The following is an 18179-nucleotide window of genomic DNA, read 5'->3' on the forward strand; positions in this document are numbered from 1 at the left end:
TTAGGCCAGCAAAAATTACATCATACCGCCCATGCCACCCATACCGCCCATGCCACCCATGCCGCCCATATCAGCAGCAGCTTCTTCTTTAGGCAGCTCAGCAACCATGGCTTCAGTGGTGATCATCAGACCGGCAACAGATGCAGCGAACTGCAGTGCGCTACGGGTTACCTTGGTTGGGTCCAGAATACCCATTTCCAGCATGTCGCCGTAGGTATCGTTACCCGCGTTGTAACCGTAGTTACCGCTACCGTTCTTCACAGTGTTGGCCACAACAGAGGCTTCTTCACCTGCGTTAGTCGCGATTTGACGCAGTGGCGCTTCCATCGCACGCAGGGCAATAACCACACCGTGTTGCTGATCTTCGTTTGCCACATCAACGTCAGCAATCTTAGAAGCAGCACGTACCAAAGCCACACCGCCACCAGCAACCACGCCTTCTTCAACGGCAGCACGGGTTGCGTGCAGCGCGTCTTCAACGCGGGCTTTCTTCTCTTTCATTTCAACTTCAGTGGCAGCACCGACTTTGATTACTGCTACACCGCCGGCCAGTTTCGCCATACGCTCTTGCAGTTTTTCTTTGTCGTAGTCAGAAGTAGCTTCTTCGATCTGCTGCTTGATTTGACCTACGCGGGCTTCAATCTGTGCTTGCTCACCGGTGCCATCGATGATGGTAGTGTTGTCTTTGGTGATCACAACGCGCTTAGCGGTACCCAGATCTTCCAGAGTGGCTTTTTCCAGCTCCAGACCGATTTCTTCAGCGATAACAGTACCGCCAGTCAGAATCGCTACGTCTTGCAGCATGGCTTTACGACGGTCACCGAAACCTGGTGCCTTAACAGCAGCCACTTTCACGATACCGCGCATATTGTTTACAACCAGAGTGGCCAACGCTTCGCCTTCAACATCTTCAGCGATGATCAGCAGAGGCTTACCGGTTTTAGCCAGACCTTCCAGAATTGGCAGCAGTTCACGGATGTTGGAGATTTTTTTGTCTACCAGCAGGATGAATGGGCTGTCCAGTTCAACAGAGCCGGTTTCTGGCTTGTTGATGAAGTATGGAGACAGGTAGCCGCGGTCAAACTGCATACCTTCAACCACGTCCAGTTCATTTTCCAGTGCCTGACCTTCTTCAACAGTGATCACGCCTTCTTTGCCCACTTTTTCCATTGCAGTCGCAATGATTTCACCGATTGATTCATCGGAGTTAGCAGAGATAGTACCTACTTGGGCAATCGCTTTAGAGTCAGCACAGTCTTGAGACAGGGCTTTCAGCTCAGCAACCGCAGCGATAACGGCTTTGTCGATACCGCGCTTCAGATCCATTGGGTTCATACCGGCGGCAACCGCTTTCAAGCCTTCTGTCACGATGGCCTGTGCCAGTACAGTGGCGGTAGTAGTACCGTCACCAGCAGCATCATTGGCTTTGGAAGCAACTTCCTTCACCATTTGCGCGCCCATGTTTTCGAACTTGTCTTCCAGTTCAATTTCCTTAGCAACAGAGACACCGTCTTTGGTGATCAGTGGTGCGCCGAAACTCTTGTCCAGCACCACGTTACGGCCTTTAGGTCCCAGAGTCACCTTAACGGCGTTTGCCAGGATGTTTACCCCCGCCAGCATTTTTACGCGGGCGTCATTTCCAAATTTGACTTCTTTAGCTGCCATGTTGATTTTCCTTAAGTTTTAATATTCGGTGGAATGTCTAAACGGTCAAAGTGGATTATTCCACTACAGCCATTACATCGGCTTCAGACAGGATCAGTACTTCTTCGCCATCGATTTTTTCTTTCTTCATGCCGTAACCTTCGTTGAAGATCACCACATCACCCACTTTCACGTCCAGCGGACGTACGGTGCCGTTCTCCAGGATGCGGCCATTGCCAACAGCCAGAACTTCACCACGGGTTGATTTTTCGGCAGCGCTGCCAGTCAGCACGATACCACCCGCAGACGTTGACTCAACTTCCAGGCGTTTAACAATAACGCGGTCATGTAATGGACGAATATTCATTGCTGGATTCTCCTAATGATTCCTTTTTGCCCAACATTTGTGGCGGTTCTAGGGTTGGGCGGAAAGCTAAGTTACTAAATTTCCGCCGGATGAAGTCAATATGGGGACGGAAGGAGCAGATCCAAGTCCCGCAATGAAAAAAAAGTGATTTTTTTTCGGTGACGTTTTTTCAACACTTTGCATAATGCTGATACACTCCGGCCTCTCCGGGCAATCGAAGACTATCCTATGAAAGACAGACACGGGCTGCTCAGTGCGCCAATCGGTCGTGTTTTGCTTAACATGAGCCTGCCCAACCTGATCGGGTTACTCACAGTACTGGGGTTTAACCTGGTCGACACCTTCTTTATCAGTAAGCTGGGCACAGATGCCCTGTCCGCAGTCAGCTTTACCTTTCCGGTTTCTCTGGTGGTCTCCAGTATCGCCATCGGTATTGGCGCCGGGGTTTCCACCAACCTTGGCCGTTTAATCGGTGGCGGACATGCCCCCCAAGCCAAGGTGTTTCTCCATGATGCCCTGCTGCTGACCCTGTTAGTGATTTGGTCACTGGTGCTGGTTGGCATTAGCTGTATTGATGGCCTGTTTGGCCTGATGGGCGCAACACCCACCACCTTACCGCTGATCCATGAATATATGCTGGTGTGGTATCTGGGCTGCCCCATGTTGGTGATCATGATGGTGGGCAATCAGGGCCTGCGTGCCACCGGGGATACCCGCTCACCGGCCAAGATTATGGCATTGGCGTCGGTGATAAACTTGGTGCTCGACCCACTGCTGATTTTCGGGCTGGGGCCGGTTCCCGCCATGGGGATACAAGGGGCTGCCATTGCTTCTGTGATTGCTTGGCTGGTTGCCATGCTACTGTCAGCGTATCTGCTAATTCATAAACGCCATATGCTGGTACTGGCATCCTTAAGCCCTGCCCGGCTGAAACAGAACTGGAAAAAACTGGCTCATATTGCCCAGCCTGCCGCGCTGATGAATCTGATTAACCCGGTGGCCAATGCGGTCCTAATGGCCATGCTGGCGCGTATTGATTATCAGGCGGTGGCGGCTTTTGGCGCGGGCACCCGGCTAGAGTCGATTCTGCTGCTGGGGGTATTGGCGCTATCTTCTTCTTTAGTGCCCTTTATCGCCCAAAACCTCGGCGCAGGACAGCGACAACGGGCGCGCCAAGCGCTGATGATGTCACTGCGTTTTGTGCTGATATTCCAAACACTGCTGTATATTCCGGTCGCTTTGCTGGCACCCCAGTTGGCGGGGCTGTTTAGCTCAGATCCCACGGTGCTGAAATACCTCACCTTTTATATTCTGGCGCTGCCGCTGGCCTATGGGCCACTGGGAGTGGTGATCTTAGTAGCGACTTCGCTCAATGCCTACCACAGGCCAATGGCATCACTGCTGCTGAATCTGTGTCGGCTGTTTATGATGATGCTGCCGCTGGCCTTTCTTGGCTCAGTTGTCGCGGGGGTGGACGGTTTACTCTTGGCGCTGCCCGTCACCAATGCCTTGATGGGACTGTTTTGTTATCTGCATGCAGGTCGCATCACCGAACATCCGAAAATGCGTTTTTAGTTTTTAGCTTTTAATCGTGGCAACAGCAAAAGATGTCGCCACGAAGCACTCTCTTCGTTCGTGACACCAATCCTTGTCTTTCGCTGATAAGTGGCTATGTCATATTCGCTGTGGTTGATGCTTTAAAGCAGGCGGGTAACACGCAAAATAGTTGCGTGTTACCCGTGGTTTTTCCTGTTAGCTTCAGGCGGTTTTGTGCTTAATCCAGTGGCTTAGGGTCTCAAACAACTCATTAAGCTCGATGGGTTTGGTGATATGGGCATTCATGCCAGCGGCCAGACTCTTTTCCCGATCGCCGGACATGGCATGGGCTGTCATGGCGATCACCGGCAACTGCTCAGCGCTATAGCGTTTACGCAGCTCACGGGTGGCGGTTAGGCCATCCATCACCGGCATCTGAATATCCATCAACACCGCATCAAATGGCTGGGAATCAATCATATCCAGCGCGGCCTGACCGTTATCGGCGACCACGACATCATACCCGCCACTTTTCAGCAGCTCAGATGCCACCTGCTGGTTAATAAAGTTATCTTCCACCAGCAATACCAAACCTTTGTGCTCAGCCTCTGCTGGCGGCTGCGGCTCGGTCGCCGCTGGCGGCGTGTCACTTAACTGTGGCGCACTCTCAACAGGCAAGGCATGAAACGCGGTGATGATTTCATCGAACAGAGCCGATGCCTTAAATGGTTTTTGCAGCAACGCCGCAACCTGACCACTATATTCATCATTCAATGCTTGTTGCAGTGGCGTGGCGCTGTATGCCGTCATCATAATAATGACCGGCCGTTTCTCCAGCTTGCCTTCGGCCACCAGGGTATCTATCTGCCGCACTACATCGATGCCATCCATTTCCGGCATCATCCAATCCAGCAGCACCAAATCCACCGGCGCCTGTTGCAGCTTATACAGAGCCTCGCCACCACTGGCGGCGGTGGCCACATCAAAACGCAGATCCCGCATCAAGGTGGCATAAATTTGCAGCGCACTGGGGTTATCATCCACCACTAAAGTGCGCAGCCGTGACAGCGAATCCGGCACAATCAATGGCTCGGGCTTAATCTCTTCAGCCAGCTCAAAGCTGACGGTAAAACTGAAAGTGGAGCCAACCCCGGGTTCACTGTGCACCTGCATGGTGCCACCCATCATGGTGACCAGATGTTTACTGATGGATAGCCCCAGCCCTGTGCCGCCATATTTGCGCGTGGTGGAGCCATCAGCCTGAGCAAAGGCATCGAACAGTTTTTCCTGCTGCGCCTGACTGATGCCGATACCAGTATCCCGCACCCAGAACTTCAGCGTAATGCGGTGATCCCGCTCGCCCACATCCTCACACCCCAGCTCAACTTCCCCGGACTGGGTAAATTTCACCGCATTGGATAGCAGGTTAATCAGTACCTGCCCTAACCGCAGCGGATCGCCTTTTAACATCATTCCGGCAGTGACTGGCGCATACAGCAGTAGCTCCACCCCTTTTTCCTGTGCCCGGATGGTGTTGAGATCCAGTGCGTGATCCAGCACCTTATCCAACGGGAAGTCGACCTTTTCCAGCTCCAGCTTGCCAGCTTCGATTTTGGAAAAATCGAGAATATCGTTAATAATGCGCAGCAATGACTGGGCGGAGAAACTGGCTTTTTCCAGATAATCTTTTTGCTGCTCTGTCAGCACAGTGCGACCAGCCAGTTGCAGCATACCTATGATGGCATTCATCGGCGTGCGGATCTCATGGCTCATATTGGCCAGAAACTCGCTCTTATACAGGTTGGCCAGCTCAGCATCCTGTTTAGCTTCCAGCATGGCCACTTCATTACTTTTCTGTTTGGTGATGTCCTTGTGGGTTCCCACCATCCGCTTAGGCTGATTATCCGGGGTAAATTCCACCACCCGGCCCCGGGCTAAAATCCAGTGGTACTGACCGTTTTTCGCCTTCATACGAAATTCAATTTCATAGGCCCCTTGAGGGTTTGCCAGATATTGCTCGCGGTATTCTTCCGCCCGGATGCGGTCATCTGGATGGATCAAACTTTCAATGGTGGACAGTAGCGCCGGGAACTCATTGGGCTGATAGCCCAGCATGGAATAATATGCCGGGTTACAGATGATTTGCTCTGAGTCCAGATACCAGTCCCACAAGCCATCTTCCACCGCATCCATCGCCAGATGGTAACGCTCTTCTGATAATCGCAACTGCTCAGCAGATTCATATTCCCGGGTGACATCCCGCCACACGGCAATTAAACCCAGCAGCTCTCCGCGGCGGTTATAAAACGGCATTTTCAAGGTATCGAGCAGCACAGACTTTCCGCCCAGCTCAACTTTTTCCTGATAACGCAGCGGCACCCTGTCATTGATCACTTGCTCATCTTCCGCGCGAATACGGGCACTTTGCTCCGGTACAGCTAATTCGGTGGACGACAGGCCAATCATTTCGCTTTCGGTATAGCCCAGCATGCGTTCAGCGGATTTATTGCAACCGAGGTAATGGCCTTCCTTATCTTTAAAGACAATGGCCTCCGGAATTGAGTCCAGCAAGGAGCGCAACAGGGCATATTCCCGTTCACGTCGCTCGGTGGCCTCTTTCAGCCGTTCAGTGCGGCGGGCCACCAGCTTATCCAGCCGTTTATTCTGTTCCGCCAAATGAGCGGTGTACTGCTGATTCTCCTCAAAAATCCGGCTCACCAGCTGGAACCAAGGCTCCCAGCCCGGCGTGATCTGCTCCGGTGGTCGACGCGGCGCATTGGAGCAACCTTCCAGGTGTGCCAGCAATTTTGATGCGGGGGTCACAAAGGCGCGACGGGTTTGCCAGTGCACTATGGTCACCAAGACCGACAGGGCAATGACCACCAGCAGGAAGGTCATTTCCAGCTTGTTCCAGGAGTCCTTATACAGATCATCAATATTCTGTATGTATAACAGTCGCCAAGGGGCATTTTGCAATGCCACAGAGTGAATGTAATAGCCGTTACGGACAATGCCACTGCCGGCAGAAAACAGCTCAGATTCCGGCATGGCATGCAGTGCGGGCGGCAAACGTTGACTCAGATGGAACACCCGTTTCATATCCGAGTCATCCACATCGCTTTGGGAGAGGATATTATTGTTTTGATCCAGCAGGATCACTGTGCCGGGCATTTTAAAATACATGCGGATCTGTCGGGCCAAGGAGGCCAGCGTCATATCCAGATTGATGGAGCCAATAAACTCGTCTTTAAGGTAAATCGGTAGCCCCAATGTGGTCACCAAACCTTTGCTGCGATCCACATAGGCTTCACTCCAGAACACACTGCGCTGAGGGTTCATCGCTGGTGTGGCCAGCTGGAACTGTTCGCGGTTGAGCAGTTCTTCCCGAAAGCGCTGCTCATCGGTGGGCCAAGGATAATAGGACATCATGCGGCGTTTGGAGATGTAATAGATAGCAGATGCCTTTGGCGCGGCTTCCATCGCCACCGGGAAAGACAGTGACAGCTCAAACAGCATTTCCAGTTCCTGATAGAACTTTTCACTGCGGCCATCTAATGAACCGGCACCGGTTATCCGCCCCATATTGGTAAAGGGGCGGCCACTTTGGGCAAAGCTCGGCTCCAACGTGAAATACTGGCCGTTTTCATGGAATTTTTCATATTTAGGCAGACTATTGATGCGCACCATTTCGCCCAGGCGCAAATGATCCACCGCCACATTGCGCAAACTGGTCACGGCCCGAATGGAAGATTCCAGCAACAGATCAATCTGCATCACATGCCGGTCAACTTCCTCCTGCCGCTGGTGCAGGTTTTGATCTTTTTCCCGGTCAAAGGCCAGCCAAGCGGCCAGCAGGGCCATCACGATCACACCGATATAGGTGTAAAACACCGCCCGGTTATAGTTTTTAAGAATGGGGGACTTTAGCTGAAAATCCGGCTCGCGGGATTTCATGGAAAACCTTGTCATCGTATCAAGGACATAGCCGCCATAATATCAAGCCCTGTAGCTGATTAATATCCCGGCGACCAAGCGGTAACACCGGGATAAATCATAAGATTACATGCCTATGCACTTTGCTCAGCATGAGTTCATAGGTGAATGAAAAATAGCTATATTTAACAGCCGCATAGGAATTTGTTTTTCTATTCTTCTGCGATTAAAACGATAAATGAACTCATTGAGGTATTCCTGTACATATTTTTTGGATATTCCGTGGAATGTGCCCTGAATAAATGTTTTCAGGTTGCTAATGGCGATATGTACCCACGGGAGCCACTCATCAACCAATTCTTTCGGCGTCACTCTGGCTTCGTGATGCTGGGTTTTATCAATGATAGTCAATGCACGTAGCCCATCTGAGCGAACATATTGATTGGGGAGAATATGCGCTTGCACAAATTGCTCGACACTTTGGTGGCTGATACGGTTAACAGCCTGCATGGCAATATAGCCGGCTCGTTCACCTTGGGTTTCAACGGCCACAATTATCGGTGTTTTCCCTGCCGCGCCTCGACCACGTTTACCTTTTTGTTTGCCGCCAACCAAGCAATCATCCAATTCTATGTTGCCAGATAACCAATACAGTCTGTCTCTGTGCCCCATTGCGATACGCAATTTTTTCAGTATCAACCTTGCCGTTCGCCAGTTAACTTCAATGAGCTTTTTGAGCCGTAATGCTGATATTCCGCCTTTGTCTGACCCTATAAAATAAATGGCCGTAAACCATTTAGACAGCGGGATATGCGTGCCGTGAAACAGCGTGTCAGATGTCACGGATGTTTGCTTATGGCACTGACAGCATTCATAAAGCTCACGGGTATGGATTTGATAGGCTTGACGATGACCACATTTAGGGCAGATAAATCCATCCGGCCATCGCTGCATTTTCAGGTAATCAAGACAGGCATTTTCTGAATGAAATTGACGTTGCCAATCTATAAAGCTCATTTCTGACATGTTCATCATAAAACCCTCCACAAGAAGCGATTTATGGTTCTATATTACGCCCAAACTGACCGAGGTGCATAGGCATGTAAGATTATGTAAAACAAGGTTTGAAGATGATCGTCATCGGTTATATGTCAAAACCGCGGCCTGACATAAAGTCCCTACAAACAGCCGTAAACATCCGCTTAAACGCGCAACAGCCGCTATATGGTGCAGTCGCGCAAGGCATCTTTTGCCATACAACGTTTGGCCGCCAACTTAGCGGTAGTCACGTCTCTTTCGGGCATTTGGCTTTCAAGCTGTTTTAGGTAGGGGGCGGCGGCATCATTGTGGAAATAACTTTGGGTGATCTCAAACCACATATAGGCCATTTCTAAGTTCTGCGCGACTAAGGTGCCGTTGAGATAATGGCGCGCAAGGGGAATTGCACCTTTACCCGACTCCCCCTGATACTCTACCGCTTTGGTATACCATTTCATCGCATTATAGCGACTGGCGCGTAGCACCAAACCGTGCTCATACATCACGCCGGTATATTCTGCCGCCGATGCGCACCCTTCCGCCGCGAGTTGACGAAATAGGCTAACCGCCTCACGGTGATATTGATCGCCCAAGGCTAAGGCCGCATTGATATCCCCTTTCGCCATCAATATCTCATTCTGTTTCGCCAACTGCGGCGTGTCAGCTTTTATCCCCAGCCAAGCGTTCATCGCCTGCCACAGTCGATAACGCCAAAACGGCATATACCAAAAGGATCGCGGTTTATTGTTGAGCTGTTGCTGCCATTTAGCAGCAACAACTGAATCGGCATCGACGCCGAAGCCATGCTCATACATCACCGCCAATACCCGCATAGCATTTTGATTGCCATGTTCTGCCGCTAATTGATACCCCTTGATCAGTTGCACACTGTCATATCGGGCCACCCGCTGCCGGGCGCAATAATTTCCCAGCGCCGCGGCTTGGCGAAACAATGTCATGGCCTGTTCAGGATCAGCGCTAACCCCCAATCCTCGCTGATACATCAGGCCAAGGTGATACAGACCATTATCATCATTGTCCGCTGCCGCCTGCTTAAACCAGATCAATGCCTGACTATTATCCTCTTTATAATCCAGATACCAGCTACCAATGGCATCCGCGGCGGCCTTATCCTTTGCCGCGACCCCTTTTTCAAACCACGACAGCGCTTCGTCATCTGGTACCATTTTCCCCATCAAGGTAAAGGCCTTGGCATATCCTTTGGCAATCGCAGGTGCTAGCCACTGTTGTGACTCTTTCCAGTCACCAATCTCAAAGTAAAGTTTGCCAAGCAGATAACGGGCTTCAATCTTGCCGTTATCTGCAGCCAAAGTCAGATAATCGATCGCCGCAACGGCGTAATCAATGCAGGCATCATCACACTGCCATTGGACAGCCTCAAATTGTGCTAAATACTCCCGCCCCTGTGCCAACACAGCATCAGGGCTAAAGGGATCTTGTTTATTGATGGCAAGATGGGATTCTGATTCAGAAGGTGCAGGCAAAGTGCTGGCCGGTGCCGCAACAGGTGAAGCCGAGGCGGTATTGTCAGGTGCTGACATGGGTGGGGCAGCAGTGACGACTGCACTGCTTAGGCTACATAACAGCCCAAATACGAGACGTTTTTTCATGGGGAAAGATAAAAACGCCAATTATATACAAGGTTAAGGATATATGGTTGATAATGCTGAGACTTGAATGATTTATGCTGCTTTTACCACAGCACTAAAGCTAACCTCCCTGTTAGCCCTTAATCATTACTCGCATATCATCCTAATGGCAGCGCACGCAGATAGGCGATTTCCTGTCGAAAAAAGGTGATACGTTGTTTGATGGTTTTTATCATGCATTTATCAATTTCAATATCACCAGAACTATTGTCATTGGTGGAAAAATACCCTTGCGCTAAACACTGATTATCTCGCATTTTCAGCCAACTGCGCTGGGCCTGAGCCATGGTCGTCCAGTATTCATTCTTTATTTCAGCATCATAACGCATAGTGCTGACATGACTTTTTAGCGCTTCATAAGCTTGATTAAGCTGCTGGTCATAACGGTTGACCAAATTGTCATAACAACTGGCGATATATTCTAGTGACTGATCACTACTACAGTTTTTTTCTTCCGCCATTGCGCCAGAACAACACAGTGCCAAGCACAGGGTCAGCCATTTATTCATTCTTTCTCCATCTATAACCAAGTCATCTACCCAACTGAAATAGGTCATCCACTACTGTTCGATAAACAAGACAACAGTATTAAAGTCCCTCCTCAGTCCGTGATGATGTGAGGTAAAAAACGTTCATTGCCGATATCGGTCACTTCATTGTCATGGGCCCGCACACACACAGTTGCGGCTTCCATCGTCAGTGGATCTGTTCCCCAAGGGGCCATCCAAACGCCAACAATGCCGTAGGCCGTACCAATTTTACCCGTGGGGCGGTATTCTTGGTAAAGTAAATCTGTTGCTTCATATGGCCCAGCTGTAGCTTTAACCTTTTGCCCATGCTGGAAAATACTGATATTGGCACTCAATCTTCCCATCAAAGGTTTGCTGACATAATCTGTCATGCCAATGGGGCTCATTTGGCTGCGGGGCAAATATTGCAGCACTTGAGCATACTGCTGTTGAAATGCCTGCTCACCAGAATGAGATAACAGCCAATATAACCAAGCCAAACCCCCTTTATTGGCGATAAACCAACGCCAAGCTGGCTCCAAAAAACGCACATTGTCCTTCCATTGCCGCCAATTGGCGATCACCTCAGGTGAGGCTTCAACCATCTCTTCCCAGGGCATCAAAATAAAGACATGATCAAACTCAATATCATGTGCACTGAAGCGCTGCCGGGCAGAATCAAACTCAAATGCTGAGATATCAACTAGGTGCACATTAAAATCGGCCAGCGTTGTTTGCAGGGTTTCCAGCGTTAACGCATCTTCGATAGCACTGCGAGCACCGATAATGCCGATTGAACTACCGGAAGGAAACAGCTTATCTTTATGCTGCTGTACCGCTTCAAACCAAGTATTACACTGCTGGCTTTCCCGCCCCAAGGACTGCAGCAACCAATGTTGTAGCTGTACGCTTTCAAACAGCATCACGGGTGTATCACCATTAAACTCGTAGGCACAGAGCAATTTGCCAGCATCAAAGTCATACGCCATATCAAACCGGCCATAAATCGCCTCATGATTCTGCCGGTAAGTGTACTCAGCGTACTTGATAAACTCTGGATAATGCCGGACAAACTCTGCCCCATAAAAGCGAGAGATTAAATGCTGATAACGGTCAAACAACAGCACAAGAGAATCGACTAAGGCGGCATATACTAACTCAGCACCGGCAGTAATCTGGCGTATTTCAGTTTCATCAAATGCCACAAAAGGGAGCGATGAAGACTGACGACAGGGAAAATCAAACTGCCCCAGCAAATCTGGATGTAACTGTGCATCCTGAGCAAAAAACTCAACCGTTTCTGGCGCTAATTGAGCAACGGCCGTCATCGAAAAATCAGTGTTATACCGCTGTAATTGCGCCATTTATCAGCCCCCGAAACCACGGCCAAAGCTGTAAGATGATGAACGTGTATTGGAATGGGACTGAAATACCGGTTGGCGAACACGGGAACCACTGACAGCACCACCTGAACTGGTGGTGGTATTTTGCTTATCATCACGTCGTTGATTGATAGGTTGGGTTGCTACCGTGGGCCGTTTATTCGCAAGCATATGCGCGGCGGCAGCACCTACCGCAGCGCCAGCTACGGCGCCACCGACTAATGCAGCTGTACTGTGACCATTTGATGTGTCATCACGATGCGCGCTACTCTCTGCTGGCGGAGTATCAGCAGTCGTCTCTGATGTCGCAGGAGTCGCGGTATTATCAATATCTGCATGGCTATTATTTGATTGTGTCGCTGGCGTATGTACAGCAGCATCCTGCTGACCAATATTGACCATGCTCGCACCAACTAAACCACCGATCACAATCCCTAGTACAGTCTGTTTTTTCATTCTATTTCCTCGTCAATAACAACTGTATAGGCGACTGAAAAATTATCCTTAGTAAACCTATAATTGATAAACATGGATTTAAACTATTTTTTTAGGCTAAAAATGGCAGATAATACGCATAACCTAACAAAACAACAAAGAGGCTATTAACATCTACTTACTAGATTTATCACTGAAAATAATATGAATTTATATTTACAAATAGTACAACACTCGTAGTCGAATTTTGTTCACATTACAACAACTGACGAAAATATATCTATTTTTCCGTCAAACGCTTAATTTTTCGGGTAAAATAGGTTTATATAGAAGTAGTGAATGCTATATTTTATAAGCATTCATTAAAACTAATTTACATATAGAATAAAATTCCTATTCTGACTTGAATATAAAAAGAATCTAGATAATATAATTATTCAACATTATAATAATTCTCTCTTCTTCTACACCCCATCTGACATTCATCACCAACAATTATGGATATAACTACTTACTTAATTGTTAATTGAATTGGTTAGTTCCATTAATTGAATGTCAATTGTTATATTATGCACTAGTGGATATTTCCGATGCACCTTAGACATCTCGCTATTGGCAAAAAGTTAGCCATGGCTTTTGCTTCCCTTGGAATTATTTTATTTCTCACCGGAATATTTTCATTATCGCTCTTGAGAATGACCAATACTGAGGCGTTCAAGATCAGCAGTATCAATATTCCCAGCTTAACCATTACTAATGGTATCCGCAGTAGTATTGCTGACTACCATCTACATGAACAACGCTATTTCTTACAAAATGGACTGCCGCAACAACAGGCGCAAACCTATACCACATTGCAGCAGTTACCCACGAAGATTGAAGGCCTGTTCAATGATTATGAACGTATGCTGGAGCACAAAGAAGAAATTCAAGTGTTCCATAATATGGAGAGACACTGGCAACAATATTATCAATGGCATCAAGAGATATTTAATCTGATACAGCAAAAACGCTTTGATGAAGCGGAGCAGACATTTCTAAAACAAAGTAGTGGCAAGTTCAATATTTTGATTAGTGATGTCGATAAACTGGTCACCCTTAATGGGGATTACTCTAAAAACAAAGCTGAAGTGATTAAAGAAAACTATAGCTTTGCCCAAGAAAGTGTCGTTGCAATTACCCTTTTCTCTATTGCCCTAGTGTTATTTTTTGCCGTCACCCTGACGCGACAAATCCGTAACCCCCTTACGCTACTCGTCGAACAAGCTCGTATGATCGCCCAAGGTAAATTGGGTGAAGGCGAACTATGCCGCCAATTGGCCTCAGGTAATCTCAATAATGATGAAACCGGACAGTTGGCCGTTAATATTCGAGATATGAAAAATGATCTACGGGAATTGATCACAGGGATCACGGCTTCAGCCAATCAGCTCAATGAGGCGGTTGAAGAGATGACAGCCATTTCCGATAGCTCAGCCAAAGGCATGACACTGCAGCAAAATGAAATTATTCAGGTGGTAACCGCCATGAATGAAATGCAGTTGACGCTGCAGGAAGTCTCACGCAATACCACGGAAGCGGCCAACGCAGCCAACCATGCCATGGCATCGGCCAGCAAAGGAACCGACATTGTCCGCCAAGCGGTCAACAGTATTGGTGATGTCTCGGATAAATTGGATCAGGCATCCACCGTCGTGCAGCAATTAGAGCAAGATAGTCAAAGTATCAGCATGGTACTGGATGTTATTCGCGGTATTGCTGATCAAACTAACCTGCTGGCACTCAATGCCGCCATTGAAGCCGCCCGGGCAGGGGAGCAAGGCCGGGGCTTTGCCGTTGTTTCTGATGAAGTGCGCATGCTGGCGCAGCGAACCCAGGACTCAACCGCGGAGATCAGTAAAACCATTGAACAGTTGCAGGCCCGTACTGCAGAAGCAAACTGTGCGATGCAAACCAGCCGCAGTCAGATGCAGGATTCCCTCTCACTGGCCAGCCAAGCTGGCGAAAGCATTACCAGCATCAATCAAGCCGTTAGCCAAATTACCGATATGAATACCCAGATTGCCAGTGCCACAGAGGAACAAACGTCAGTGGCAGAAGAACTGAATCACAATCTCACCAATATTCAAACGGTATCTGAGGAAAATAATCAGGGAATCCAACATACCGCAGCGACCTGTCAGGACTTAAGCCGCTTGGCAACAGGTTTGCTGACCACCACAGGTGCATTTGATATTGGCTAAACCAATAAAAAACAGGACATCAATGATGTCCTGTTTTTTTTTGCCTAAAAATCGGCAAACCGATTCACATACCAGTGTGTATCCCGCCCCCGGTAACGGGAAAAATAGTGCTCATCATAGGCACCACTTCTAGGACTCGGCAGCGCTAACGGTACCAATGACTGCCAATGGGTCAACAAGCCATGTCGGGTGCGCTCTAAAGAAAAGAGTAAGTCACCGGGCGCATCATGCCGGTCATTAAACTGACCATGCCCCAGATAAATAAAGCGAGCAAGATTGCCGCTCACCTCAACCCGGCACAATAAATGGCTGAATGTCATATGCCCATCGATCATCACCTTGGCCAGCAGCTCATCACCACCAGGGTAAATGTGCAGACTGTATTCCCATTGCTGCAACCCATCATCACTGGACTGGAAATAATCATAATAACCAGCCCAGTGATAAGTGTCAGCGGAGGCAGCCAAAACCGGGAAACAACCACACCCGGCCAGCAGCCAGATCAATAACAGTTTATATGCCGGCATGCTGATGCCTTCCCGCTGCACACCACGCATTACATGGTCTCTGGTGGCAGGCCTTTAAGAATACGCTCGGCCTGTACCTGGGTCAGAGGATACTGGAAAAACTCGCGATAGAAATCACGGGTAATCGGTACCATTTTATCTTGGCTGAACAGTTCAGGATGCAGGGCTTTGGCGGCCCACTGGATCTGCAAAGCGCTCTCTGTACCGTAGCGATCCCATGGGAACACACCACTTGGGTTATACAGTACATGACCCTGTTTTACCGCTTTGAGCTGAGACAGTAATGCCGCGTCTGGACTATTTTGCAACTTGCCCGCGGTGGCACCGATAATCACGACATCCGGCTGCCAGCTCAACAACTGCTCAGCAGACACCTGTTGCATAGTGCCTTTCACTGTCGCGGCATTCTTGCCGCCGGCGATATGGATCCAGTTGTCGATTAAGGTGTCTTGGCCATCAACTTTCAATGGGTTGAAAGAGAAGATATGCACCACAGATGGCCGCTTGCTATCCGGCAATTTATCAGTTTTGGCGGTGATACGACTTAATTGATGCTGCAAATACTGGTTATAGCTTGCTGCACGCTTAACGGCGTTATCTTCCCCCATGGCTTTGGCCGTCAGGGTCAGCGCTTTTTGCAATCCAGGCAGGGTAGTAAAGTGAACCTGCACTACAGGGATCCCCAGTCGCTCAAGACCTGCAGCCTGTGGGTCGCCGGTCATCAAGAAAGCCAGTTGCACACCACGGTTCACCAGCTCTTCACCGTTAAACAGCTTACCCTGCGCCAGCAGTGCATTGTCCAGGGAAGGTTGCAGTTTGAACATCCAAGGACGGCTGCGCGGATGATTTACTGTTGCGACAAGGGTATCGCCCAGCCCTAGTGTCATCATCAGGGAAGAGTGGGCAAACCAGCCATCGGCCACCCGAGTAATTTTACTGTCAGGCAGTTGCACTTGCTGACCGCTACCATCAGTGATTTCCCGTGCTGAAACATTCAAACTGACCGCCATGGCCAGCCCCAGCAATAAATGCGTGGAAAACCGTTTGATATGTGGATTCATTATTCAACCTTTCATTATTGATTTTCAGGAATAAAAAAACGACAGTCCGCCACTTCCACCTGTTTTACCTGGATCTGATATAGCTGATCCAGCAGCTGGGGAGTCACAGTCTGTGCGGGTGTCCCCTGAGCGATAATGCGCCCCTGATGCAGCGCAATTACCTTGTGGGAAAACTGTAGGGCATGGTCTGGATGGTGGGTAATGGTCAGCACGCAGCGACCCGCTTCAGCAATTTGCTTGAGCAACATCAGCAGCCGGATCTGGCTGCCGTAATCCAGCCCATTGGTGGGTTCATCCAGCAGGATCACCGGCGTATCTTGTACTAACGCCCGCGCCAGTAGGGTACGCTGACGCTCACCTCCGGATAATTGGGTGTAATCCCGCTCCGCTAGATGGGCAATATCCATCTGCATCATCACTTTTTCTATCTGAGCGTTTTGCTCACGGGACAGGCCACCAAGCAACCCCTGCTGCGGCAAACACCCTTGGGCAACAATCTGCGCAACGGTATAAGGGAAATGGGGCACATGTTGCTGGGGGACATAGGCAATTTTACGCGCCACTTCTTTACGGGACCATTGCTGCAGCGGACGACCATCGAGGATAATCTCACCACTGGAGGGCTTTAGTAGCCCCAGCAAAATACGCAGTAAAGTACTTTTACCTGCGCCATTGGTACCCAATAGCGCCACACTTTGCCCCAGCTCTAGCGCCAAAGACACGCCATCTAGCGGCTTTTTGTGTCCGACACTAAAGGTTAATGATTTGGCCTCAAGCATAGCGGCTCCCCTTTCTCCAATTCACCAATAACAACAGGAAGAAACAGCCGGCGCCCAGCAGTTCGGTCACCACCCCAAGCGGGATTTCATTGGTGGTCAGCAAACGGGCTAAATCATCACACATCAGCAAAAATCCAGCGCCTAATACGGCACTTAGTGGCATCACCACCTTATTACCCGCGCCCCAGATCAGACGGGTCAGATGGGGGATCAACAGACCAATCCAGCCAACCACACCCGCTAAACACACGGTCAGTGCGGAAATTAAGGTCGCGAGGAAAATAACGCCATAACGCATCGGCACCACAGGCACCCCCAGACTCTGAGCCTCATCATCACCTAAGGACAGGGCATCGAGCATATTGCCCAGCGCCATCAGGATCAGCATGGCAATAATCATCACGGGAGCGGCCAATTTCAGCAGGGGGAGGGAAACTGTGCTTAAACTGCCCAACAGCCAAAACACGATGCCGGGTAATTGCTCCTGAGGGTCAGCCATATACTTCACCAGTGACAACAGACCGGCAAACAAAGCGTTACTGATAATACCGCCGAGCAGTAGCAACATAATGGAATGGCCACCAATACAGCGGGCAATCAAGATACCGATAAATACCGCGCACAAGCCGGCAATACAGGCAAAAGCCGCCACCGTGTATAAGCCACTATTCAGCACCATGCCCAACGCTGCGCCGAAGGCACAGCCATTAAGCACGCCGAGCAATCCTGGGGAAACCAATGGGTTACGAAATACCGCCTGAAATGCCGAGCCCCCAACGGCCAGTGCGGCACCAACTAAAATGGCACTCAGCACCCGAGGCAAACGAGAATCAAATACGATAGTGCTCAGTAACTGATATTTACTATCAGGTAATGCCGGGTGCCCCAATGCCGTTTTTATCATGGCGGTAAAATCTGGCAGGGAAATGGCATAACGCCCTAATAATAGGGAGGCAATGACAAGAGAGAACAATAAAAGAAAGCTGAAAATAAAAGAAAGCCGTAACCTCTCTCGCTTACGAGAGGCAAAAGACTGCTGGAACATAACGTTCAAC

14 protein-coding genes are annotated in these 18179 nt (G+C 49.4%); 2 read left to right on the forward strand and 12 right to left on the reverse strand.

Annotated features, from left to right (window positions below; genetic code table 11):
- Window positions 1–15: 15 nt before the first annotated feature.
- Window positions 16–1665 carry a chaperonin GroEL gene (groL, locus tag NFHSH190041_RS17350; RefSeq protein ID WP_261922964.1) on the reverse strand — a complete coding sequence of 550 codons (1650 nt, stop codon included), beginning with the start codon at window positions 1663–1665 and terminating at the stop codon, window positions 16–18.
- A 55-nt stretch (window positions 1666–1720) separates the two neighbouring features.
- Window positions 1721–2011, reverse strand: coding sequence for a co-chaperone GroES (locus tag NFHSH190041_RS17355; RefSeq protein WP_261922965.1), 291 nt, complete (start codon window positions 2009–2011; stop codon window positions 1721–1723).
- 228 nt (window positions 2012–2239) lie between these two features.
- Here NFHSH190041_RS17355 and NFHSH190041_RS17360 point away from each other — a divergent pair, with 228 nt between their 5' ends.
- A complete protein-coding gene (locus tag NFHSH190041_RS17360; protein ID WP_261922966.1) occupies window positions 2240–3586 on the forward strand; it encodes an MATE family efflux transporter in 1347 nt (448 codons plus the stop codon).
- A 183-nt stretch (window positions 3587–3769) separates the two neighbouring features.
- Here NFHSH190041_RS17360 and NFHSH190041_RS17365 read toward each other — a convergent pair whose 3' ends face one another.
- From NFHSH190041_RS17365 to NFHSH190041_RS17390, 6 genes are all read right to left on the reverse strand, one after another.
- Window positions 3770–7501, reverse strand: coding sequence for a response regulator (locus NFHSH190041_RS17365; protein ID WP_261922967.1), 3732 nt, complete (start codon window positions 7499–7501; stop codon window positions 3770–3772).
- Window positions 7502–7627: 126 nt separating this feature from the next.
- The gene (locus NFHSH190041_RS17370) at window positions 7628–8512 is read right to left on the reverse strand and encodes an IS1595 family transposase (protein WP_261925010.1); all 885 of its coding nucleotides are present in this window, start codon (window positions 8510–8512) and stop codon (window positions 7628–7630) included.
- Window positions 8513–8700: 188 nt separating this feature from the next.
- Window positions 8701–10149 (reverse strand): tetratricopeptide repeat protein, encoded by a 1449-nt coding sequence (locus NFHSH190041_RS17375; protein WP_261922968.1) that lies wholly within the window; start codon window positions 10147–10149, stop codon window positions 8701–8703.
- A 137-nt stretch (window positions 10150–10286) separates the two neighbouring features.
- Window positions 10287–10697: a lysozyme inhibitor LprI family protein gene (locus NFHSH190041_RS17380; protein WP_261922969.1), complete on the reverse strand. Its 411-nt coding sequence runs from the start codon at window positions 10695–10697 to the stop codon at window positions 10287–10289.
- 92 nt (window positions 10698–10789) lie between these two features.
- The gene (locus NFHSH190041_RS17385) at window positions 10790–12061 is read right to left on the reverse strand and encodes a glutathionylspermidine synthase family protein (RefSeq protein ID WP_261922970.1); all 1272 of its coding nucleotides are present in this window, start codon (window positions 12059–12061) and stop codon (window positions 10790–10792) included.
- A gap of 3 nt (window positions 12062–12064) precedes the next feature.
- Complete coding sequence (locus NFHSH190041_RS17390) at window positions 12065–12535, reverse strand: hypothetical protein (RefSeq protein ID WP_261922971.1); 471 nt, start codon at window positions 12533–12535, stop codon at window positions 12065–12067.
- A gap of 569 nt (window positions 12536–13104) precedes the next feature.
- Here NFHSH190041_RS17390 and NFHSH190041_RS17395 point away from each other — a divergent pair.
- Entirely contained in the window at window positions 13105–14757 is a 1653-nt protein-coding gene (locus NFHSH190041_RS17395; RefSeq protein ID WP_261922972.1) for a methyl-accepting chemotaxis protein, read from the forward strand.
- A gap of 44 nt (window positions 14758–14801) precedes the next feature.
- On the opposite strand, the gene NFHSH190041_RS17400 is transcribed toward NFHSH190041_RS17395, so the two are convergent.
- The 4 genes from NFHSH190041_RS17400 to NFHSH190041_RS17415 are packed head-to-tail and all read right to left on the reverse strand — an operon-like array spanning window position 14802 to window position 18169.
- Complete coding sequence (locus tag NFHSH190041_RS17400) at window positions 14802–15284, reverse strand: DUF5991 domain-containing protein (protein WP_261922973.1); 483 nt, start codon at window positions 15282–15284, stop codon at window positions 14802–14804.
- 29 nt (window positions 15285–15313) lie between these two features.
- Entirely contained in the window at window positions 15314–16345 is a 1032-nt protein-coding gene (locus NFHSH190041_RS17405; protein WP_261922974.1) for an ABC transporter substrate-binding protein, read from the reverse strand.
- Between the two features lie 14 nt (window positions 16346–16359).
- On the reverse strand, window positions 16360–17124 hold the full coding sequence (locus NFHSH190041_RS17410; RefSeq protein ID WP_261922975.1) for an ABC transporter ATP-binding protein: 765 nt from the start codon (window positions 17122–17124) through the stop codon (window positions 16360–16362).
- Window positions 17117–18169, reverse strand: coding sequence for a FecCD family ABC transporter permease (locus NFHSH190041_RS17415; RefSeq protein WP_261922976.1), 1053 nt, complete (start codon window positions 18167–18169; stop codon window positions 17117–17119). The genes NFHSH190041_RS17410 and NFHSH190041_RS17415 overlap by 8 nt, the downstream gene beginning before the upstream one ends.
- Window positions 18170–18179: the final 10 nt, after the last annotated feature.

Source organism: Shewanella sp. NFH-SH190041 (genome assembly GCF_024363255.1).
Taxonomy (GTDB): domain Bacteria; phylum Pseudomonadota; class Gammaproteobacteria; order Enterobacterales; family Shewanellaceae; genus Shewanella.

Bases quoted from the DNA above. Each gene is read 5' to 3' on its own strand.
- NFHSH190041_RS17390 (WP_261922971.1), bottom strand. From the start codon at position 12,535: ATGAAAAAACAGACTGTACTAGGGATTGTGATCGGTGGTTTAGTTGGT.
- NFHSH190041_RS17385 (WP_261922970.1), bottom strand. From the start codon at position 12,061: ATGGCGCAATTACAGCGGTATAACACTGATTTTTCGATGACGGCCGTT.
- NFHSH190041_RS17395 (WP_261922972.1), top strand. From the start codon at position 13,105: ATGCACCTTAGACATCTCGCTATTGGCAAAAAGTTAGCCATGGCTTTT.
- NFHSH190041_RS17360 (WP_261922966.1), top strand. From the start codon at position 2,240: ATGAAAGACAGACACGGGCTGCTCAGTGCGCCAATCGGTCGTGTTTTG.
- NFHSH190041_RS17375 (WP_261922968.1), bottom strand. From the start codon at position 10,149: ATGAAAAAACGTCTCGTATTTGGGCTGTTATGTAGCCTAAGCAGTGCA.
- NFHSH190041_RS17410 (WP_261922975.1), bottom strand. From the start codon at position 17,124: ATGCTTGAGGCCAAATCATTAACCTTTAGTGTCGGACACAAAAAGCCG.
- groL (WP_261922964.1), bottom strand. From the start codon at position 1,665: ATGGCAGCTAAAGAAGTCAAATTTGGAAATGACGCCCGCGTAAAAATG.
- NFHSH190041_RS17365 (WP_261922967.1), bottom strand. From the start codon at position 7,501: ATGAAATCCCGCGAGCCGGATTTTCAGCTAAAGTCCCCCATTCTTAAA.
- NFHSH190041_RS17380 (WP_261922969.1), bottom strand. From the start codon at position 10,697: ATGAATAAATGGCTGACCCTGTGCTTGGCACTGTGTTGTTCTGGCGCA.
- NFHSH190041_RS17370 (WP_261925010.1), bottom strand. From the start codon at position 8,512: ATGAACATGTCAGAAATGAGCTTTATAGATTGGCAACGTCAATTTCAT.
- NFHSH190041_RS17355 (WP_261922965.1), bottom strand. From the start codon at position 2,011: ATGAATATTCGTCCATTACATGACCGCGTTATTGTTAAACGCCTGGAA.
- NFHSH190041_RS17405 (WP_261922974.1), bottom strand. From the start codon at position 16,345: ATGAATCCACATATCAAACGGTTTTCCACGCATTTATTGCTGGGGCTG.
- NFHSH190041_RS17400 (WP_261922973.1), bottom strand. From the start codon at position 15,284: ATGCCGGCATATAAACTGTTATTGATCTGGCTGCTGGCCGGGTGTGGT.
- NFHSH190041_RS17415 (WP_261922976.1), bottom strand. From the start codon at position 18,169: ATGTTCCAGCAGTCTTTTGCCTCTCGTAAGCGAGAGAGGTTACGGCTT.